Origin of the sequence: Sphingomonas sp. GC_Shp_3, assembly GCF_026540945.1 — a bacterium.
GTDB lineage: Bacteria > Pseudomonadota > Alphaproteobacteria > Sphingomonadales > Sphingomonadaceae > Sphingomonas.
Window position 1 is genome coordinate 17,497 of sequence record NZ_JALNUT010000015.1, and the last position, 20,691, is coordinate 38,187.

Consider the following 20,691-nt stretch of genomic DNA (forward strand, 5'->3'; position numbering starts at 1 on the left):
TAGCGCTCGGTGATAAGGCGAGCTAACCGATAAACAACGCATCCGAGCAAGCAGGCCCCGCATCGCCGCGTAGCGTCAGACGTGGTTCGCCACTCAGTCTGATCTCGTCTCCGAGCATCCGGTCTTTATCGACGAGACAGGCGCACCGACAAAGATGACCCGCCCGCGCGGTTGTGCTAGACAATAAAAAAACGATGTCAGTTTCCGATCCTTCATGGCTGTCGGTAAACGACAACTTGCGGGTGCGCTACTATTGTCCGGGATGACCGCGCCGATAGCCCTTGGATGTACCCATGATGGAGAATGGCTCGTCGCCTACGCCAAGCAAATCTTCATGCTGACACTGAAGCCCAACGACGTCATCCTCGACGATTTTTCCGCCCCCAAAGCTGCCACGCGACGCTATTAAAGCAGCAGGCGGGCAGCTGCTGTTCCTGCAGCCATATTCGCCGGACCTTAATCTCATTGCGAATGCCTTTTCCAAGCTAAAGGCGCTCCTCCGCAGGGCGGCCCTACAGACTGTTCTCGACCTTTGGAAAGCTACTTCTATAGCTTGCGCACTTTAGTTGTATCGACGAAACGATTAAAAACGCGATCATAAACATCAATGTACTGAGTGGTAAGTGCATCCATGTCATAGCTTTGGCCGAGTATCGCCGCCCCAGATGCTAGCTCGGCCCTACGCTTGTCATTGACACAGACTTGCATACCCTTGGCAAACGACGCATCGAAGACGTCATCATCGCTACTCGCCTCAATTACAACACCCCCCACGACGCCATTCACCTCGAGCATGGATGCGATTTCGCCGATGTCGGTGGCAACTACCGGCACGCTCACCTGCAAGGCCTGAATGATGCAGAGCGGAAAAGACTCGCCAGGGAACCGCGTCGGCACGATTGCAACGTCGGAGATTCTGTAAAGTCCTTGAATTTGCAGTTGAAAACCGAGAAAGCTGATCGAAGCATTTTTTGCGTATAGGGGTTGCAGCCGGTCAGGCTCATCCCCCTCACCAACGAGGCAGAGGTGCATCGGCCGGTGCGAGTTTCGTTCCCGAACCGATTGAAACGCATTGATCGCCGTGGACCAACCCTTCTCTGGTATGCCTCGAGCAACCAGCGTAAAGACGATCGCATCCTCTGGGATGCCAAGTTCGGCCCTGGATCGGGGGAACGGAGCCGGATCAACCGGCATGGCGTTCTTCATCTTGATTAGCTGTTCTGGGCGAACGTCGTGCCGGATCAATGGGGCTAAATTCTTGTCCGCAGTGTATACGAACTGATCCACTCCATGCACGATCTTGGCAATAAGCGGTTCGGGCAATTCCGTGCTCGTCGAAGCTTCGTACGATCCATGCAGCGTTGCTACATAAGGAACCGGCAGCGCTTCCTCACAGACCCGGAAGAAAAACATTTCGCCAATCACGCCATGCGAGTGGATCACGGTGCAGCCGATATCGCGAATGAACCGATCCAGGCCATACTCAATCGTCCAATCGGACTCGTATATCGATACGCCCGGATTTAAGGTGCCGCGCATCTCGGCATTCATGTCGATCTTAAAGATCAGCATCGACACGATGATTCCACGCGCAGCAATCGCGTTGGCGAGCTGTATTGGCAGGTTTTCGGCACCGCCTGCAAAAATTCCATGCGTCACGATCAACACGTGATGCTGAATTCCGCCAATCGCTAACGCGTCGTTCTCAGTAACAAGCCGTACCGGCCAGCGCGATCGCACCTCGGCAGAAAACTTTGTCAATTCCCCAGCAAACTCGGCGCCAAGGCCCGATGGAAGAAAACTAGCAGGAGCGGGAGGAACGCGTACCACGGCGTCACGGACCGTCGAAATCTGTCCGCCCGATGCCATGTGAAGCCAGAGATGCCAAAGGCCCAGATGCCGATAGGCGTCCGCCATACGCCAGGTCTCACCGGGCAACTCGCGCCTGCGCCAGACGAAACTCATCTGGTCCGCAGCAATAACGTCGGGCCGCAATTGATCAGGAAACCAGATTGCGGCTGGAATGGTTACGTGACGGGTCCAGCCGGACATGCGCTGTGCGAGGTCAGCATCCGCTATTTCATAGTCGGCATCCCCCAGCTCTACACGCCGGCCAAAGCCTAATTGCACGCTCGAATCCGCAAAACTCGATGTTACGCGAGCTAGGAATTCGAAATTATGGACTGCACGCCCCTGCACAAACCAAAGAAGTTCGCCGAACGTTCGCTCGACTGCACGCCGGAGAAGCGTCCACGGTGTGGAACCATCATCTAAGAGGACGTCACACGTTGTCCCCGGTCGGTTCTGCATTCCCAAAGTCAAAGCTGCTTGGGATACATCGGAAAGCGGTATCCCGACGATCAGGACGCGCATATCGCCGTAGGATTGCCGTAGGACCGCAGCGATGCTTTCCGGAGTTAGAGGGCCGGTCGCATCGTTGATCAAGACAGCCGTGACCGAGGGTCGATAAGACCGGTTCCGGAAGTTTGCCGCGGAAGAGCTCCCTACACGGCCTTCCGCTTGACCATGCATGATCCAATGCAGGAAGGGATTGACCCCGGCTTCCAGAATGTCGTGATAACGCAACAGGTAGGTTTTAGTCGAAAACTCGTTCGACGGGTCACGACGTTCCCGCCAACCGACGGTCATGTAGTGGATGAACGCGTCCTGCCCTGTGTCTTCAACGTCCGGGTAATTTGATAAATACCAAGCGATATCGAAGCTGTCGGAGACTGACTGTAAGGCGGCCAAAGGCGGCGCAACGAACAAATCGCGCAAGTCATCCTCGCCAACCATATCAAACAGATAATGAAGGAACGGCACCTGTTTAGTGCCGTGTATTTCGGGATGACACGCGACATATTTGGCGACGAAGAAAGAGGGGGTGACGCTATCCGCGTTTGACCCTCCGGAGCAGACCCGTTTAGCCAGTTCAAGTCCGCGATCGCCGACACCGTCGCCGAACTGCGCCCGGTAATAGTCAAGGCTAAACATCCGGTCCAAGATCATCTGCTGACCCGCACTAAGGCCGTCCCATGAATCTAGTGTCGAGTCTGAATTCTGGCCGGTCGCACGCCCCTCTTCGATTCCGTGTAATACCCAATGGCGAAAAGGCATGATACCGCTATCCCGCACATCGGTATGCAGGTCCAGGTAAGCGCTGGTGGAGAAAGCCGGCGACGGGTCGCGCATTTCCTGCCAACCTTGTGCGAGATAGTGGATAAATGGGTCATTGACCATCAAGGCTATGTCAGGATTGCATTTGAGATACCAATCCTGATCAAAGTAGGCCCGCAGCTTAGACACATGTGCCCCACCGAGCCCAGCGAATGCCCGCGCCAACGCATCTTCGCCAATGACGACAAATAGATAATGAAGGTACGGATTTACCCCCTGTTCGCGAAGACCAGGATTAGCATCAAGGTAACCCGTCGTCGAGAACCAGGGTGAGGGGTCAAGACCGCTTAACCATCCAACGTTAAGATAATGTTGGATGAGCTGGCTCTCGCTAGCGTCAAAGATTTTGGCTTGCTGCGCATAGAAAGGGACATCAACGAGCAGCGCCAGAAGTAATTGGCGGCTGTCATATTGAACTACCGAATCCGGAAATGCCGCTTCACTCATTTCCGAAGAACGCACCGCCCCTTAACATCCTAAATTATTTTTTAGCGTTCGCATAAGGTGATTTAGGTGTCAATCATGTCATTGGCATCGGCGCGGACCTCTCCTACCACCATCAGCTTTGGCTATCATGACAGGTGTGCTAACGAGCCAGCCCCCGCTAATCGGCGGAAGTCAATGTAATGGAATTTGGCGTGTCATCCCATCTGCTTGATCATAGACGTTCGGCCGGCGAAGCTGATGTAGAAAATTGCTACCGGCTCTTCTTAGCTCGTGCTCCGGAAGAGCGTACCGCTGTTATGGGATCAGTTGGACTTCCCCTAGCATCCGTCGTGGTTTCCTTCCTTACTTCAGGTGAGTTCCAATCAAAACTTAAGCTCAACGGGGATAGGCTTGTAATTAGCGATATCATGCTCGCACGGCTCGGGCCCGAGCTCGACGCATGGGTGCGGGCAATCGCGGCCACGGACATGATCCGCAACAGAGACGCATTGGACCGGTGTACCGCGATTGGCGCACTCCTTCACAACGATGCCGTCAGAGTTGCTATCGATACCTTCGCATCCGAGCATAGCTTCGATCTCGATGGACTCAGGGCTATGCTTACCCGGCTGGATGATGAGGCCCGCGTAATCGCGAAGTCTACGTTATTCGACGCAGTCAATTATGCAGACCAGGTCCCCGAGGGCAAGCATATTGCCGACCCAGCAGCGCACTACCTCCTGCTCGGCGAACGAGCAGGACTCAAGCCATCGCGGAACTTTGACCCTACAGTCTATGAGGAATTCAATGCCGATGTGGCAGCAAGCAACCACAATCGCCTCTTCCACTACGAAACATGGGGCCGGCAAGAAGGCCGCAGCTACCGCGACTGGCTCCCTCATCATGCGATGCCGCCACTCCTCGCAACGGGCGACCGACCGACCGTTCTGCTGCTGCTTCACGAAGCTACCTACACCGGCGCCCCCATCCTCGGCTGGAACCTCGCGCAGACCATGTCGGAACACTGCAACGTCGTCGTGGTCCTGCGACGCGGTGGGGCGCTTGAACAAGCGCTTCGCGATGTCGCTTGCGCGCTGGTGGAGGCGCCGCCACTGCATGTGGCGCTCGATCCCGACGAAATGCGGCGGTTCGCTACGAGGCTTGCATCGGTCTACAAGCCGCTCTACACGATCGCCAACAGTGTCGAGACGCGCTTGATCGCGATCCCGTTGCGGCGCAACGGCGTTCCTATTGTCGGGCTGGTTCACGAATTCTGGCCCGGTCGTACGCCTGACGTACGGCTAGATTTCTACGCGTGTTGCGCCGCGCTGGTCTTCCCTGCGCAGATCGTCGAACAATCCTCTTTTCGAGCTTTCAGAGAAGTCCGGCTACAGAACCGTTTTGTGTTACCGCAGGGCGTCTGCGCGGTACCGTTACTTTGCGCTTCCGGACTGCCGCGCTACGGGCCGCCATTTCTAATTGATGACCATGTTCCACAGCCACTCGATACATTTTTGTCCGACGGACAGCGCGGCACCGACCCCTTTACCGTGATCGGACTCGGCGCAGTGGAAATGCGCAAGGGGATTGATCTTTTTATGTCTGCCGCCACGGCACTGCGCATGAAGCACCCCGACATTACGTTTCGCTTCATCTGGCTTGGCAGTTGGCAGCACGCCACAGGCACCGAATATGCCGCTTTCCTCGAAGAGCAGTTCAGGCGTTCCTGTTTAGAGGACTGCCTGTTCTTCTACCCGCCCGTCGACAACCTTGAGCCGATTTATCTTCGCGCAGATACGCTCTTCCTGAGTTCGCGACTGGATCCAATGCCCAACGTCGCAATCGATGCGGCGATGCGTGGCATCCCGGTTATATGCTTCGACGGCGCCTCAGGCATGGCAGAATTGCTCGCGGCTGATCCGGATACGGCATCGCTCGTCGTTCCCCACCTCGACAGTGGTGCCGCGGCCGACTGTATCGCAGAGCTCGCTACTGATGCCGAGCATCGGATCGCTTGCGGAAAAGCGATACAGCAGCTCGCGCACCAACGCTTCGACATGACTGTCTATGCGACCTCCCTCAACAGCATCGGACGCGATGCTGCTCGAAAGTTCGCCCAAGCAGAGCTTGACCACCGACTGATTGATAAGGCTGGTGCTTTCGATGCTTCGATGTATTTTGGAACAGATCACGACGCCAAAACGGTCGAGGCGAGATCGGTAGACACCTATCTTGACAGTACCAGGCACATAAACTTCGGGTCATCACCCGTGTTCGGCGTAATTCTGCGGCGCCCGTGCCCGGGCTTCCATCCCTTCATATATGGAACCGAGGCCCCTGATTTTCCTAAGGATGGCAGTCGTGACCCCTTGGCGCACTATGTAGAGCACGGTATGCCGAAGGGGAGGTGGGTGCATCGCATCCTCCGGCCCGACTTGGCAGATGTCGATGAACTGGACGTGTCGCAGGCGTCAGTGGCGCTGCACGGTCACTTTCACTATCCAGAAAACATTGGCGATTTCATGATCTCGCTGGCCGCAAATCGTTTTCCGGCCGATCTGTTCCTCACCACGACCAGTCATGAGGTTGCTAACATCCTACGCGCGGCGACCAGCGACTATCGCCGGGGTTCGGTTTTTGTCGACATTCTCCCCAACGTCGGGCGTGACATTTACCCCTTTCTCCACGTTTTGCGTGAGCACGTTTGCGGGCAATACGAGTTCGTAGGGCATCTCCACGGCAAACGCAGTCTGCATACGCTAGGGCAGGATCCAAACTTCGGCGCTAAATGGCGACGCTTTCTGTGGGAACATCTTCTTGGCGCAAGCTGCCGCGCCGCAGATGTGATCATCGATGCCATGCGCAGAGACACCCAGCTTGGACTTGTCTTCCCCGAGAACGGATGGCTGATAGGCTGGGAGAAAAATGAGGCAAGCGCAGCGGCACTCACACGGCGCCTCGGGCGGCCCGCCGCTCTCCCTGCCCACATTGAATTTCCGTCCGGCACAATGTTTTGGGCTCGCGTCAAAGCTCTCAGCGAGCTTGTCCAGGCTAACTTCTGTCAAGAGGAAATGCCCATCGAGCCATTACCCATTGATGGCACCATGCTACACGCCTTTGAACGCATGCTGCCACTGCTGTGCGAAGAGGCTGGCTATGACTATGCGACGACGTATATTCCAGCGCTCTCTAATTAGCTCCGGCAAACGCGCCGAGGCTCCCAGGGCAGTATAAGGGTCATCTCATCTCTATCATCGGGATATTCGGTGCTAACGGCTTCATTGGGCGCGCAGTGGTGCGTCACCTGCTTGCCCGCCAGCGTCGGGTAATCGCGTTCGGGCGTGCCTTTCCAGCCGACTACGAGCGCATCGTTGGCGGCAAAGTGGAAACCCGCATCATTGATTTTCGCGATGCGCTGTCCGTCCAGGCTGAGCTTCAGGAAATCGACCAAGCGATCGATCTCGTTAATTCGTCTAGCCCGGCGCTCGGCAACGGGCGTGTCGTAGAAGACGCCTCCACCAACGTTCTACCCCATATTAGTTTCATCCAGTCCTGTGTCTTGAGCAGCGTTTCACGCATCATCTTTCTCTCGTCTGGTGGGACGGTGTACGGCGCGCCAGACCGCCTTCCGATTACGGAAGACCATCCAACTCATCCGCTGGTATCTTACGGCATGTCCAAGCTGATGGTGGAGCATTATCTCCGCATGCTGACGCGAGACACCGCGGTCGATCATGTGATTTTACGTGTGTCAAACCCGTTTGGGCCGGGACAGATGCTAAGCAAAGGGCAGGGCCTAATCGCGTCAATCCTCGAGCGACAGGCGACGGGCTCACCAATCGTCGTCTACGGCGACGGCGGGGCATTGCGTGATTATCTTTACATAAACGATTTGTGCGAAGCCCTGACAGCGGTGCTCGATGCACCACCGATGCAAGAAACGTTCAACATCGGCACCGGTAAAGGTCGCTCAACGCTTGATGTTATCAAGGCGGTTGAGGCCGTGTTAGGACGCCGACTGTTAATTGAGTTTGTGGACGCCCGACCCACTGATGCAAAAAGCAACGTTCTAGATTGTCGTAAAGCAGAGCATATGCTACACTGGACACCTAAAGTGCCTTTTTATGATGGGCTAAAATATAGTATTGATTTTTATAACGATAGTAAATCGCATTGATATTAATGTATGCTTTTTAGTGGCACTAAGATTTTTTAAAAAGTTTATAATGGCTAAATTCATTAATAAATTAAGACTTTAGTATTTAATAAATTAGCTTTATTGTGATATTTTCTTCTTGTTTCTAACACTTCAAAGCTTATTAGGGATTATACATGCTAAGATCAGAGGTAAATCAGGAAATCTTATCAATTTTGCCTGGAAAATCTTACCTTGAAGTGGGTGTAAACCGGGGGAAGACCTTTTTTGAAGTCATTGCTGATCAAAAGGTTGCTGTAGATCCAAACTTCCTTTTTGATTTTGAAGCGGAAAGAGCAAATCCGCAAAGTAAGAATTGTGAGTTCTACCAGTTAAAAAGTGACGTTTTTTTCTCCGAGTTTGGCCATAACCGGAGGTTTGACCTCATATTTTTAGATGGACTGCATACATACGAACAAACCCTTCGTGATTTGATGAACTCTATTACCTGCATTAACACAAATGGTGTTATTGTAATTGACGACATGATACCATCGACTTACATATCATCAATTTCCGAGTTGTCCCAAAGTCAAAGACTTTCGGCAGCATTAGGTAACACAGATTCGTCTTGGATGGGCGACGTTTTTCGACTGGCTTTTTTTATCGAAAGTTTTTTACCTGCTTTTTCTTTTGCAACTGTCGGTGAGAATCATGGCCAAATGGTATTATGGCGTCAAACCCGAAAGAACATTCCCGAGCGAACGTTAGAGTCAACTTGCCGAATGGATTTTGGGGATTCTGTGTTACAACGATCGGTCTTTAACGTACTACCATGTGCAGAAATAATCTCGCGGATTACCTCTGCCCGAACATGATAGTTCGCGTTTAACAGCATACCGCTTGTGCCCTTTGATCCTCTTGCTAGCATCGTAGCCGTTCGGGCTGCCAGCCTCGATGTTTTTGCACTCTGGCTGTTGATCACGTCTGCCGAGGGCAACGGCTCGCGCCCGGCGCGGACGCGGTCCATCTGGACTAGGTGGTGGTTTAGATCCTCGAACCCACCAGTGCTGCGTTCGCGTAGGGTCGCCCAACCAGCGATAAACCGTGCGCCACGGTGCAAAGCTGTACGACAGAAAGCGCCACAGCAGCCCACGCGCGGCGCATGGAAGATCTTATCGAGTATCTCGCGCCACGAAAAATATCAGTATTTCGTGTATAGCCGGTCATGATGGGGTAAAGAAGATTGGTACGATGCTCCGCCGCAGACTAAACGTGCGCCCTCCCAACGAGGTTCTCGATCAACTGCTGGCGGGTGACGCCAGTACTGCATCTGATCAGGGTAGCCTGATCGGTTCCCCAAAGAAGAGCCCACGGAGTGCGTCTTGAACGCGGAGATGAAACACCACCACGGCTGGCGAGGACGGCACCGGTGACACCCGCAATTGCTACGACCGGGATACCTGGATGGCGATGTTGGCAAAATGGCGATCTGATGTGCCGCCCGAACAGCAGTCAAACTTCGTCCTACAAGATCGCAAGTACCAGTCCCAATTTCTTGAGCTTGATGAGAAACATCATATGAGTGTACAATATTACAGGTGACTTGCATCAGCGTCCGCAAGGTAAGCTCTTCTTATACTATCGTCCGTAGCATTCGATATTTTTCGAAGACCTGAAGCAGCATCCATGATCTGTTCCCGCGAGAAACGCACACCCGTAATCTCTTCAGCCATATCACCGAATGCGACAACAGGATTATTTACAAAGTCCTCGTAGTAAATTGTTACAGGTTGAATATTAGACATATTGAATAGTTTTTCCCAGCTTACATAAGAATCCCTCGTGTGATTTACCGAGGACTGAAGCTTTTCACGATTATAAAGTACTAGGCCACGACGTTCGTGTAGATTATCTGTTTCAGTGGAATGCGCGTAGCCACTCTCCATCATCAGAAAGTGAGAAATGGCTTGGCCGAGAACATCTCTTCGTTTAAGAAAGTATAATATCGATGGTGCCAGTGCCGACTCAATATCCAGCAACATCTGTGCCGTTTCTGGGAGAACATCATGCAGGTTGCTCCACTGGATAGAAATACCAACGCTTGGAAAGCCATCCTGCCGAGTTATTTCGGAAAAGCAGTTTAAAAATTGCCCCATTCCTTCCGTCCGAGCTGCAGTTAGCCGCGTTTGTTGTGGAGCGTATCCTCGGTCAAATTCCGTAAGCAATTCCAAACCATGCCCAATGCCCAACCGCCGTAAGGTATCGGCGATCCAGGTTTTGCCCGAGCGCTGCACTGAACACAGTACGTAGTTTTTCAATGTCGCTGTACCCCAATGTAGTTTGTCACCCAGATGCTAACTATAATCTTTCGAGTATCAGCACCACCTCCGCCCAAGAGTAATTGCTCAAGCCAACGATAGTTTTGCTCGCTTTAAAAAATTAAGTCAAATATGCATATTTATGTATATTTGCAAAGCAATCCGGCAATAATCAAGTATTATACAATAGTCATAACACTTATCAAACATACAATTATCATAGTTTTTGCGACCTATTTATTCCCCAGAAAGATAACGCGTACGAAAATTGATATCCGTCTCGTCCGAAACCTTACTTCTAGAAAGAGAAGCTGCACTTATAAATTCGGGTTCTATACTAATATTGGCAATTCGAACAGCTAAACTACTGAACCTTTCTACAGGATTTTCAACAAAGTCTTCATAGTACAAAACGTCAGGAACTATGCCTGCAAGCATAAATAGATTATTCCATTCTATATAGCAACGTTTGGTATAAGCTAAATACCTTTCAACCTCCGGGCGGTCGTAGTGTACTCTAGCCCGATGAAGCTTTCTTTCTTTAGAGCATGTTGAATGATAGAACCCACTTTTACTTGCTAACATATGGGATATACTCTGCGATAATACATCCCGCCGCTGCAAAAAGAAAACGGCGCACGGGCTTAGACCATCAATAATCGCTTTAAGCTTTTTTACCCGACCTTGATGATATATGATCTCAAAGTCGTCCTTGGCATCAAAATCACTCCATTGGAGAGTTATGCTCGCGCAAGGCGCACCTACCTCAAAGCTATACTTTAAAAAATGTTTAATAAGGCCGTGCATTCCTCCACTATCAAATCCAGATTGTAGAGCTTCCTGTTCTGGTGCAGAATTTTGTTGAAATTCAGTTAAGAGCTCGATTGCGTAGCCGAGCCCAAGCATATTTAGAGTTTCCGCTATCCATGATTTCCCAGACCTTTGGACAGTGCAGATTATGTAATTATTCAAAGACCTTACCTTTGTTAATGTTGATCCTGTCGTTACCGTTTTATATCACAGATTATCTAGCTACCGGAATATTGCACCGCCAATACCATAAGGTCTTACTTTATAATACTTATCAGGAACTATCCGATTGCCATTCACGCGGCGTTGGTAAAATCAAAGCAGGCGAACCTGATTGTGTTGAAACACGCGCTCTTACAATAGTGATGCCGGTCTGATTCGATTGTTGCAAGACAGGCCGATGATAAGCGAGCGCAGGCCGCAACAGGAAACGCTGTATTACAGCATCAGCCTGAAGCGGCATGTACCAGAGAGTCACATGCTACGCTGGATCGACCGGATCGCAGAACTGGCTGGCTTCAGTGAGCACCAAAACCTTTTTACGGCGAGTTGGGCCGCCCCCCCGAGCGCAGCAACTATGGCCGATATTGGGCGTCAGCCGGACGGCCGCTTTCTCCAGGCATTGCAAAAATCCTAAGTTTCGAGCGCCTCGTAAGTCCCACCTTTTGCGACATGAGAATGTCGTGTTTTGGTCGTGAGCGGCCCGGCCGTTTGGGCAAGCAGATGATAAAAGCTGACATAGCCGAGTGCCGCAGGCTTCCCGAAAAGGACCGCAAATGGCGAACGCCAGCGGCTTCTCGGGATGTCTTTTCCAGACATCCCGAGAAGACGAGTTAACCGCGAAAATTGTAGCAACCATACTGTCGCGCGGTTAAGTCTGACTACAACCCGCTAGATGGTTGGCACCGACCTTATCAAGCCAGTGGGCAAAGTCTATCGGTTCAACTAACGCGAGAAATGATAGGTATGAATAGCATCCGATTGAAGCTGTTCGCCGAAGCCATGTGTCCCCATCCTGAGCGCGAGATTCACGCCAAAGGTTTGTGTGCATCTTGCTATAACCGGACCAATGCACGCGCCCGTAAGAAGGAGGCAGAAGCTGGAATTCTATATAGATCGATAGATGCCGCGATAGAGGAGAAGCTTAATGCGGCGACTTGCAATCACCCGGATCGGGTAAGGCATGGTAGAGGTTTATGTTTAAACTGTTACAAAAAGGTCTATTTGAAAGCTCGTGACGCGGGCGCGAAAGCGCTGCGGAACTTCGTTCCTAAAGTAAAGCTTTATGCTCCTTGGGATTCCGCAGTTTAGGCTCAATTAATTGTGGTCGATCTTTCTCGCAGACGAACCCGTAGCGGAAACCTATTCCCAATTGCACTTTCCCGAAATCGTCTCCCGAAGACAGAAGAAACGGGAAAGACCGTGCTAACGCCCGACCGCTGCCGGCACTTCGGATTGCTCACTCAATTGTCCGGAAGTGGGCGACGGGAGACAATCGGCTTTCGGGTGATCCGATCAGCGCGGGAGCACTAACAGAGGCGTTTCTCAAAACCTGTTACCGATTGCGTTTCCCGACGGGCAACACGGCGACGGAGTTATGGGAGAGCGTTGATGCCGCGTGGAGGTCCTGAGTTTACGCCAGCTATATGCTATCTTGCGACAGCGGATTGTTGGACTGCGTTCTTTGGTCGCGAAGGAAGGTTGCTGCTACCGCTGAGCCAGCTCACTCTCCAGTCTGGCGATGGCAACGCCAAGCGCGTCGAATTGCGCGCAGGCAGGATCCTGCCGCGCCCGTCGGGCCTCCTGTACCAAGTCCGACCAATAGATGATGGTATCCTTGTAAACCGGGTGACCACGCAGCCTGCGGGCGCTTGCAATGGCATTCTCAAGGTTCTCTAAAACTGATCCATGGAGCTGCATGAGACCAGATAGGCCAGCAACCCATAAAGAAGAAGGTTTTTTGACGGCTGCCGAAAGCCGCCGCGCGGTCGTCGCCAAAGTTCTAAGTTTCGCGACAGAGTTGTCGATGCTCGGTGTTCCTCGTGCATCGATGTTGCAAAAGTCGGTTGCATAATTATTTTATTCTGATACAGTTCTGCGACATGCTGATCGGCTACGCCCGTGTGTCCACCGACGACCAAGACCTCCGGCTCCAACGCGCCGCGTTAAAGGACGCCGGATGTAAGCGGACGTTTGAGGAGAAGATCTCTGGTGCGAAGCGTGACCGGCCCCAGCTGGCCAAGATGATCGAGCAGCTGCGCGACGATGACACCGTGGTGGTAACGCGGCTCGACCGGCTGGCACGCTCCACCCGTGATCTGCTCGACATCGCCGAAAAGCTGAAGGAGGCCGGCGCCGGCTTGCGGTCGCTGGCCGAGCCCTGGGCGGATACGACCTCGCCTGCGGGTCGCATGGTGCTGACCGTGTTTGCCGGCATCGCCGAATTTGAGCGCGAGCTGATCCACCAGCGCACCAGCAGCGGGCGGGTAGCGGCAAAGGCGAGAGGGGTCCGGTTCGGCCGCCCGCGTAAGCTCACCCCCGACCAGATCGCGCTCGGCGAACGGTTGGTAGGCGAGGGTACTTCCGTTCGCGAAGCCGCCAAACTGCTCAAGTGTCATCATGCCACGCTCTATCGGGCGTTGACTGCCGCAGCGCTGGCTCCGTGATGCCGGCCACTTCGCAACCCGATGGGCCAGAGGGGGAGGCCTGATGCCGATCCGACCCGAGCACGTGTTCCTGTACCCGATCGACTGGCCGCAGCTCTCGCGTTATGTTCGCTTCGTGCGGGCAGGGGGCTGCTGCGAGCATTGCGGGCGCCCCCATGGGCAGAGGGTATTCCGTCTCCGGGACGGGCGATGGTGGGACCGCAAGCGGCATTGCTGGCGCAACGGCCAAGGCCGACGTGTGCGACGGCCGACCGAGAACATTCTGGTGCACGGTGCCTGGACGCCGGTGGTGCTGGCCTGCGCGCACCTCAACCATGACCCAAGTGACAGCGCGCTCCATCAGCTCGCAGCGCTCTGCCAACGCTGCCACATGCTCTACGATGGCCCGGAACACCGCCGCCGACGTTGGATGAACGCGCATTACCGACGTGCCCTCGGCGACTTGTTCTATGGCCCCTACCCTTCGTTCGGAGCCGACTGGATCACGCCCACCCCACTCAGCATGCTGGATGATGATCGGTCGTTGTACGCCTTCACCCATGTTCGGTGACGCTTAACTGTAGGCGCTTGAAATAATGATCGCCCAGACGCGCAATAATGGGCGGTTTCGGGCGCACATTGTTTGAGACGGATCGGCGCGGCGGGCGCACGATCGTTGAGACGTAGCGCAAGGTCGGTGAGACGGACGCACGTTGCTGATCCGTTCGCGTGCGATACCGGAAACGACAGGCTGGGCTTGTCGGCCACGCCTCAATTCAAGCGCGCCAAACCCTGGATTGTCCGTCGCAGACAACGAAGATGATGCTTCATGAGCTTGATATCATGAGCATAGTCCGGTTCGGGGCAGAACTTGGAAATCGGGATCGATGTGCAGGGTGTTGCGGGCAATGCATTCGAACAGGTTGATGCCTTCATAGGCGGCAACGACGTGGGCGATGCTGTCCGCCAGATGGTGGATCGACGATCCCGCCGGGTCTTGATCTATCACTCGATGAACGTGCCGGTGGATGCCGAGCAGCAAGTCCGTTCACATATAATTGTTCAGGAGCAGCAGCGAATGGGAGGGTGAAACCGGAACCGCGAAGCCTCCCTATCCTCGGGAGGAAAGAGGCCGCTATCCGGAATAGCCGTATTTTTCGCCATCGTCGGATCAGGCGATGGCGAAGAAGACGGCCAGCGCCCGCGTCACCGCCAGCATGGATTCGGCATCGAGGTGGCCGATCGTCGCCCCGATCTTGTCGCGCTTCACCGACATGGCCTTGTCCACCATGACTTGCGACTGCTTCCTCAGGCCATTGGCCGGTGTCGGATCGATCGTCGTGCGGATCAGGGGCGCGTCCACCAGCGTCCCCGATACCAGCAGCACCGTGACGGTGCCGGTCTGGTCGAACTGGTCCGACTGGATGATGAGCGCCGGTCGCGGCTTACCAAAATCACCGTGCAGCGCGATCGTCACCAAGTCGCCCCGGTTCACGCCTCGCCCTCGGGGTCGAGATCGATCAAGGCAGCATCCATTAAGGCGTCGAGATCATGGTCCGCCGCGTCGGCGGCGGCGACCAAGAGGGCCTGTCGCCGGCATTCCTCCGCGAACCCCGGTCGCCGCGTATCGGGAACCCATATCTGGATCGGCCGCAGACCGGCCGCGCGCAGGGCGTCTCGACGCTTTTGAACTCGTTGTGTCACTGGTGCCGGCACCGGGGCTACTCCAATTCAATGTTACATGTAACATAGGCCATACCACCGATTGCCGCAAGGAAAACGGCCGGTTTTTGATGACGGACGATACTCGCCAGTGGGACGCACCACGCGACCAGAAAACCCGTTGCGGCAAACAACACCAGCTTTGCCGTGCTGGATCGGCTATTCTCGCACTGCTCGCGCCAGCGGATCAGCAATGTGCGTCCGTCTCACCGACCTTGCGATACGTCTCAACGATCGTGCGCCCGCCGCGCCGATCCGTCTCAAACAATGTGCGCCCGAAGCCCCCTTTATGCGCGTCCGGGCGATCATCATTGCAACCTACACTAACGACGTTTTGCTGAAAGACCTGTTAAGGGTGCTATATAAGGACCTCCCAAGAAAATAGGTGAATCCCATGGCTAGCACACTCCTTGCGGAAACGACGGCCAGCGTATCCGAGTTAAAGCGCAATCCAATGGGCACCGTCGCAGCTGGCGAGGGCTTTCCCGTCGCCATCCTCAACCGAAATGAGCCAGCTTTCTACTGCGTTCCTGCCAAGGCTTTCGAAGCGCTCTTGGATCGGCTGGAGGATGCTGAGCTGAACACGATCGCCGATTCCCGCGCTGGGGAGCCCGTCACCAAGATCGCGCTTCATGACCTATGAGCTTGGGTTTCTGAATTCTGCGCTGAAGGAATGGCGCAAACTCGACACGCAGACCCGGGACCAGTTCAAGAAGAAGCTCGCTGAGCGGCTCGACCATCCGCATGTCCCTGCCTCAAAGCTGTCGGGGGCGAAGAATCGCTACAAAATCAAGCTGCGCAACATCGGCTACCGTCTTTTCTATGAGGTCCACGATACTGAGGTGATCGTGATTGTCGTGGCTGTGGGTCGCCGCGATCGGAATGCAGTCTACAAGGCAGCCGAAAAGCGTGTCGATACCGCTGCGACCGTCACAACAATGGCGGAGGCACGACAAACGCCCGACAATATTGCTACGAGCGAACATCAAAGCCTGACTGGCGAGGAGCGCACCCTGCTCGATGCCGTCTCCGGGAAAGATGATGGCAATCTGGATTTCGAACCATCCAAGCTGGGCAATATATCACGGCCGGCCGATCTAGACTGATGTCACACTGCTGCACGCCAGCGGTTGCTTGCCTCGCCGTACCTGCCCTAGGATTGCCCGATGGGGTTGATGCTGACGTCCAACACTTCATCATGCAATGCGCGATACAAGTGGATCCGAACTCGCGAACACGCAAAGCTTCATCAACGGCCTATGCCAGCTAATCGGAGTTGAGCCACCGCACGGCAGCCGCACCGATAATGCTCAGAACGACTCTGTGTTCGAACGCCGGTGTTCCAAAACAATAGAGACGGCACCGTCAGCTTCAGCCGCATCGACTGCAACAAACGCGGTGCGTTCATCCTTGAAACCAAGACCAATCGGACTGCGGCCGAGTCGCGGCGAGGACGATCTCGCCCCTTTTGGTCAGACTGCGTCCGCGCGCCTGAAGCGCCACAGCGCGCGGGACGGTCAGCGCTTGTCGTTGCCATTCTGCGCGGGTTGCGGTGGTAGCGTGTTCGATGTCCTCGGGGTTGCGGCATTGGGCCATTTCCATCCGTGGAGCTAGGTTACGGCAAAGATTGCCAACCCGGCCGCTGCCAGCGTATCGCGCGACATCCCGGCCTCACCGTCCGTCATTGCGCCGCTCCGATCTCGATCGTGCAGCGGATCGGCTTGTTTGTCTTCGTGGCCGTCTTCCGGCACCCGACAAGCGCGTCACGGTTGGCCGCAATGATCCTGTTGCCGGCGACGAGTGCGTCCCAGCGTTCCGGCGACGCGCTCCGCATAAGCCGCTTGCCCGCATCCCAAGGCGTCGGTTCGGCGACGATGCGCGCCGCCATACGCTCGGGCCACAGCCAGCCTGATGGTGCCAGCCGCACGATCGGCCCCATTACAATCGCGTAAAGCAACATCCCCAGCACCAGGCCCGCAAGCCCGGTCCACAGCAGCAAGCGGTTCTGCTCGTCGCGTCGCCGGGCCGATTCCAGCCGGTCGGACAGACTACCCGCAGCATTGCGCAGCATCGTGTCCGTCGCCCCGATCTGGTGCCGCAACTCGCGCGCGGCATTGGTAACGGCAGCGTTCAGACGCTGTCCGATTTCCTCGGGCGTGAGCATCATCGCCGGGCTGCTGCCCATCGTATCGATGCGCCGGACAAGCTCGCCCAGGAGCCGCTCGGTGCGGGCGAGCGTCGGTTCGTAATTGGGAATGTCGACCGCCTCGCGTGCAGCGGTCAGCCCCCCGATCACGGCCCGCAGCAACGACACCTCGTGGGTAAGGTCGACGAACGCGCGCGCTGCGCCGTCCTCGCCCCTATCGTCATGCCCGTCGTCCATACCCACCCCCTATCGGCTCATCCCCGGATCGCGGCTGCGGTCCAGATCGCGCGATAGCTCACGACCGATATCCCGGTCCCGGCGCTCGCTGATCCCGAGCCCCAACTCGCGTGATCGGTTGCGCAGGAGTGCTTCTACCTGGGGATCGCGCTCAAGGCCTTTCTCCATGTCCGCCATCTCCTGCCCCGCCTTGTCACGGCCTTCCGCATAGCCGGCGCGCGCAAAATCGGCGTGCTGGCCCTGAAGCGCCTGCCAGCGTTCCACAAACCGCTCGGCGCGCAGCTGCGGATCGGTCCGCATGCGGGCTTCCTGCGCCATCGCCGCTATCATCGGGCCGCTCAGCCCCTGAGCTGCTTCGCGCAGCAGGGCCGGATTGCGTTTCATCGCTTCGTGCATGTCATCGGAAGCCTGGGGACGGATCTGCTCCAGCGCTTCGATCGCTCGGCTCAGCGCCACTTTCTGGTGCTCGAGCACGAGCCCGCTCGAGGCTTTGGTCTGCAACGCCGCCTCGGCCGCGCGTGAGGTCCGCTCGACCGCGCGCACGAACGCAGGGTCCTCCCCAAGTTCGTGCGCCTTGGCCGGTGCCGCCCTCGCTGATGTCGCATCGAGCTTCAACCCGTCGAACATGCCCCGTCTGGGCGCTGGCACCCGCTCACCCTCGCTAAGCTGCGCTGCCGGCACCGGGCGTGCAGGTGCGGGCGGGCTCGTGCTTTCGGGTACGGTGTCGCGAAGTCCGACGTCCGACATCCTCGGCCGGAAGCCGGCAAACATGCTTCTCGCCCTTGTCTCGACCGCCCGCACGATTTCGCGCACCCGCTCCGGCAACCGGATCTCGCGTCTGTCCGCGAAAGCACGAATGGGCTCGTCAGGCTCAATCGCATAGTCGGCTGCCACGTCCTTGGCGCGGTCGCGCGACAGCACCGCGGCGAGCTTCGCATCGGTCGCGAAATCGTCGCGGCCATAGTGGAGTTGCACCCCGTCGCGGTGCCGCGAGAGCGCGACGTAAGCCGCTTGTCGGTCCATCCCCGGCGTCGCCAGCACATGCGTCCGGTCGACGGTCACACCCTGCGATTTGTGGATGGTGGCGGCATAGCCGTGATCGATCGCGGCATAATCCTTGAGATCGTACGCGACCTGTCGCCCGTCATCGAGCCGCACGACCATCCGGTCGGCCGACACCTGCTCGACCGTGCCAAGCGTGCCGTTCTTCACGCCCATCGACCGCTCGTTGCGCAGGAACATGATCCGGTCTCGGCAAGAGAACTGCCGCTCGCCACGCTCCGCCTGCACGGCCACGTCCGCGCCTAGATCCCCGCTCGCCCTCAGCCGCTCACGCGCCTCCTGGTTGAGGAAGCGCACCTCGGCGTTGGTGTGGGTGAGGATGATTCGCGTCGCCCCCGGTTCGGCCTGGCGCTGCCGGTCCCAGCCTTCGACCAGCCCCGCCCGGGCAGCCTCGCGCGTGTCGGTGCTGCGCACCATGTCGTGATCACGATAAGCGCCGATCGCCTCGTCGGTCCGGCCCGTGGCCATCCAGCGCGTCGTATCACGCTGCCAGTCCGTCCGCTGCCGGCGGATCTCGGTGATCTCGGCCGCACCGTGCGCTTGCGATACCGCACGAAAGGCCGCCCCCGCCTCGATCGCCTGCAACTGCTCGGGGTCGCCCACCAGCACCACCTTGGCGCCGGCCTGGTCCGCGGCCGACAGCAGCCGTTCCATCTGCCGCGTGCCAATCATGCCGGCCTCGTCCACCACCAGCACGTCCTTCGGCCCAAGCCGCTCGCGGTCTCGCCCCCACGCATGTTCGAGGCTGGCGATGGTGCGGGACGCGATGCCCGACCCGGCCTCCAGGTTCTCAGCCGCGATGCCGGAGAGCGCCGCACCGCGCACCGTGTAGCCGGCGCTCTCCCACGCCTCGCGCGCCACCCCCAGCATCGCCGACTTGCCGGTGCCGGCATAGCCGATGACGCTGGCGAGCCCATCGCGGTCGGTGATCCGCCCCAGTGCGTCCCGCTGCTCCTCGGACAGGGTGAGTCCCCGCCCTTCGGCCGCGTCCAGCGCCCGATAGACATGATCGGCGCCGACGAAGTGATGGCGCGCCTCCGCCAACCGGTCGCCCGACCGCTCCAGCCGCGCCTCGGTCGCGATCATCTCCCGGCTCGTAAACCGCTCGTCGCCACGCCCGTCCTTGCCAAGCGCGACCAACTCGGGGCTGCCGCGCACCGATGCAGTCACCCGGTCATACTGCTCCTTGCCGTCCGAATGCCGGAACGCGAATACCGCCAGGTCGCGGGTGGTGAAGGTCGCCTGCGTCCGCGTGATCGCGTCGAGCGCCACACGCGGGTCGGCGATGATCTTCTCGCCGTTCTCGCGCGCGATGCGGGCATGATCCTCGATCCGCTCCGCCTCCAGCCCCTGCCCCGGCCGGCGCGACGCGGCCGGCCCGATCTTGTGCTGCGGCTCAAACGGGATGCCCTGCTCGGCATAGGAACGATGGTCGATCCGCGCATCGATCCCCAGCTCGGTCAGCCGCTCGTTGACATGCGCGCTCCATGCCTCGCGCCAGTGCTTCAACAACTCCCCCCGGTTCCAGTCCCGCTCCTTCTTCCCGAACCCATCCGGTCCCACCTCGCGCATCGCCAGCATGACATGCGCGTGCGGCTTCGGGCTGCCGTCCTCCGCCCGGTCCCAGTGCACGTTGAGGTCGGCGACCATCCCGCGATCGACGAACTGCGCACGCACGAAATCGCGCACGAGCCTGATCCCCTCCCCGCGATCCATCTCCCGCGGGATCGAGAACTCAACCTCCCGCGCCAGTTGCGCGTCCTTGCGTTTCTCTCCTGCCTCCACATCATTCCACAGCGTGCTGCGGTCGAACAACCGCTCCGGCGCGCCCTTCGGCAGCATCACCTCGGAGTGAATTACGTCGGCCTTGTTCGAGAAGTCGTGATGCCGCTCCAGCCTCGTGTCGAACAAGACGGAACCCGAACGATAGGCAGCGGACGCGACCGCGCTGGAGCCGTTGGGACGGCTGATGACCTTCGCGCTGAAATGGTAGATCGCCATCGCTTTCTT

General features: G+C 56.8%; 16 protein-coding genes and 2 pseudogenes. 10 read left to right on the forward strand and 8 right to left on the reverse strand.

Annotated features, from left to right (window positions below; translation table 11 throughout):
* Positions 1–214: 214 nt before the first annotated feature.
* The gene (locus OXR00_RS18370; RefSeq protein WP_267389672.1) at positions 215–409 is read left to right on the forward strand and encodes a hypothetical protein; all 195 of its coding nucleotides are present in this window, start codon (positions 215–217) and stop codon (positions 407–409) included.
* A 137-nt stretch (positions 410–546) separates the two neighbouring features.
* Here OXR00_RS18370 and OXR00_RS19835 read toward each other — a convergent pair whose 3' ends face one another.
* Complete coding sequence (locus tag OXR00_RS19835; protein WP_267389673.1) at positions 547–3,639, reverse strand: glycosyltransferase family 4 protein; 3,093 nt, start codon at positions 3,637–3,639, stop codon at positions 547–549.
* A 392-nt stretch (positions 3,640–4,031) separates the two neighbouring features.
* Here OXR00_RS19835 and OXR00_RS18380 point away from each other — a divergent pair, with 392 nt between their 5' ends.
* From OXR00_RS18380 to OXR00_RS18390, 3 genes are all read left to right on the forward strand, one after another.
* Positions 4,032–6,800 (forward strand): rhamnan synthesis F family protein, encoded by a 2,769-nt coding sequence (locus OXR00_RS18380; protein ID WP_267389674.1) that lies wholly within the window; start codon positions 4,032–4,034, stop codon positions 6,798–6,800.
* A 62-nt stretch (positions 6,801–6,862) separates the two neighbouring features.
* Complete coding sequence (locus OXR00_RS18385; RefSeq protein WP_267389707.1) at positions 6,863–7,780, forward strand: NAD-dependent epimerase/dehydratase family protein; 918 nt, start codon at positions 6,863–6,865, stop codon at positions 7,778–7,780.
* A gap of 155 nt (positions 7,781–7,935) precedes the next feature.
* Entirely contained in the window at positions 7,936–8,616 is a 681-nt protein-coding gene (locus tag OXR00_RS18390) for a class I SAM-dependent methyltransferase (RefSeq protein WP_267389675.1), read from the forward strand.
* Positions 8,617–8,634: 18 nt separating this feature from the next.
* Here OXR00_RS18390 and OXR00_RS18395 read toward each other — a convergent pair.
* The 3 genes and pseudogenes from OXR00_RS18395 to OXR00_RS18405 all read right to left on the reverse strand — a co-directional run.
* Positions 8,635–8,750, reverse strand: a pseudogene (locus OXR00_RS18395) (IS5/IS1182 family transposase); the annotation flags it as partial.
* A 583-nt stretch (positions 8,751–9,333) separates the two neighbouring features.
* A complete protein-coding gene (locus OXR00_RS18400; protein ID WP_267389676.1) occupies positions 9,334–10,059 on the reverse strand; it encodes a Stf0 family sulfotransferase in 726 nt (241 codons plus the stop codon).
* A gap of 237 nt (positions 10,060–10,296) precedes the next feature.
* Complete coding sequence (locus OXR00_RS18405) at positions 10,297–11,031, reverse strand: Stf0 family sulfotransferase (RefSeq protein WP_267389677.1); 735 nt, start codon at positions 11,029–11,031, stop codon at positions 10,297–10,299.
* Positions 11,032–11,269: 238 nt separating this feature from the next.
* Here OXR00_RS18405 and OXR00_RS18410 point away from each other — a divergent pair, with 238 nt between their 5' ends.
* The 4 genes from OXR00_RS18410 (at position 11,270) to OXR00_RS18425 (ending at position 14,604) form a co-directional block, all read left to right on the forward strand.
* Positions 11,270–11,506 (forward strand): hypothetical protein, encoded by a 237-nt coding sequence (locus OXR00_RS18410; protein ID WP_267389678.1) that lies wholly within the window; start codon positions 11,270–11,272, stop codon positions 11,504–11,506.
* 1,465 nt (positions 11,507–12,971) lie between these two features.
* Positions 12,972–13,535, forward strand: a complete 564-nt coding sequence (locus OXR00_RS18415; RefSeq protein WP_267389680.1) for a recombinase family protein — start codon at positions 12,972–12,974, stop codon at positions 13,533–13,535.
* 43 nt (positions 13,536–13,578) lie between these two features.
* Positions 13,579–14,085: a hypothetical protein gene (locus OXR00_RS18420; RefSeq protein ID WP_267389681.1), complete on the forward strand. Its 507-nt coding sequence runs from the start codon at positions 13,579–13,581 to the stop codon at positions 14,083–14,085.
* A 300-nt stretch (positions 14,086–14,385) separates the two neighbouring features.
* Complete coding sequence (locus OXR00_RS18425) at positions 14,386–14,604, forward strand: hypothetical protein (RefSeq protein WP_267389682.1); 219 nt, start codon at positions 14,386–14,388, stop codon at positions 14,602–14,604.
* A gap of 81 nt (positions 14,605–14,685) precedes the next feature.
* On the opposite strand, the gene OXR00_RS18430 is transcribed toward OXR00_RS18425, so the two are convergent.
* Positions 14,686–14,991: a type II toxin-antitoxin system PemK/MazF family toxin gene (locus OXR00_RS18430; protein WP_267389683.1), complete on the reverse strand. Its 306-nt coding sequence runs from the start codon at positions 14,989–14,991 to the stop codon at positions 14,686–14,688.
* Between the two features lie 14 nt (positions 14,992–15,005).
* Positions 15,006–15,230, reverse strand: coding sequence for an antitoxin MazE family protein (locus tag OXR00_RS18435; protein WP_267389684.1), 225 nt, complete (start codon positions 15,228–15,230; stop codon positions 15,006–15,008).
* A gap of 400 nt (positions 15,231–15,630) precedes the next feature.
* On the opposite strand from OXR00_RS18435, the gene OXR00_RS18440 reads away from it, so the two are divergent.
* Positions 15,631–15,879: a plasmid stabilization protein gene (locus OXR00_RS18440; RefSeq protein ID WP_267389685.1), complete on the forward strand. Its 249-nt coding sequence runs from the start codon at positions 15,631–15,633 to the stop codon at positions 15,877–15,879.
* A pseudogene (locus OXR00_RS19840) lies at positions 15,869–16,153 on the forward strand (type II toxin-antitoxin system RelE/ParE family toxin); the annotation flags it as partial. The gene OXR00_RS18440 and the pseudogene OXR00_RS19840, both read left to right, overlap by 11 nt.
* A 764-nt stretch (positions 16,154–16,917) precedes the next feature.
* Here OXR00_RS19840 and OXR00_RS18450 read toward each other — a convergent pair.
* Both OXR00_RS18450 and traA read right to left on the reverse strand, forming a co-directional pair.
* Complete coding sequence (locus OXR00_RS18450; RefSeq protein ID WP_267389687.1) at positions 16,918–17,619, reverse strand: DUF6118 family protein; 702 nt, start codon at positions 17,617–17,619, stop codon at positions 16,918–16,920.
* Between the two features lie 9 nt (positions 17,620–17,628).
* On the reverse strand, positions 17,629–20,682 hold the full coding sequence (gene traA, locus OXR00_RS18455; protein WP_267389688.1) for a Ti-type conjugative transfer relaxase TraA: 3,054 nt from the start codon (positions 20,680–20,682) through the stop codon (positions 17,629–17,631).
* Positions 20,683–20,691: the final 9 nt, after the last annotated feature.

Excerpts from the sequence above, each read along its gene's own strand:
- OXR00_RS18370 (WP_267389672.1), top strand. The coding sequence starts at position 215 with ATGGCTGTCGGTAAACGACAACTTGCGGGTGCGCTACTATTGTCCGGG.
- OXR00_RS18380 (WP_267389674.1), top strand. The coding sequence starts at position 4,032 with ATGCTCGCACGGCTCGGGCCCGAGCTCGACGCATGGGTGCGGGCAATC.
- OXR00_RS18390 (WP_267389675.1), top strand. The coding sequence starts at position 7,936 with ATGCTAAGATCAGAGGTAAATCAGGAAATCTTATCAATTTTGCCTGGA.
- OXR00_RS18410 (WP_267389678.1), top strand. The coding sequence starts at position 11,270 with ATGATAAGCGAGCGCAGGCCGCAACAGGAAACGCTGTATTACAGCATC.
- OXR00_RS18415 (WP_267389680.1), top strand. The coding sequence starts at position 12,972 with ATGCTGATCGGCTACGCCCGTGTGTCCACCGACGACCAAGACCTCCGG.
- OXR00_RS18420 (WP_267389681.1), top strand. The coding sequence starts at position 13,579 with ATGCCGATCCGACCCGAGCACGTGTTCCTGTACCCGATCGACTGGCCG.
- OXR00_RS18440 (WP_267389685.1), top strand. The coding sequence starts at position 15,631 with ATGGCTAGCACACTCCTTGCGGAAACGACGGCCAGCGTATCCGAGTTA.
- OXR00_RS18450 (WP_267389687.1), bottom strand. The coding sequence starts at position 17,619 with ATGGACGACGGGCATGACGATAGGGGCGAGGACGGCGCAGCGCGCGCG.
- traA (WP_267389688.1), bottom strand. The coding sequence starts at position 20,682 with ATGGCGATCTACCATTTCAGCGCGAAGGTCATCAGCCGTCCCAACGGC.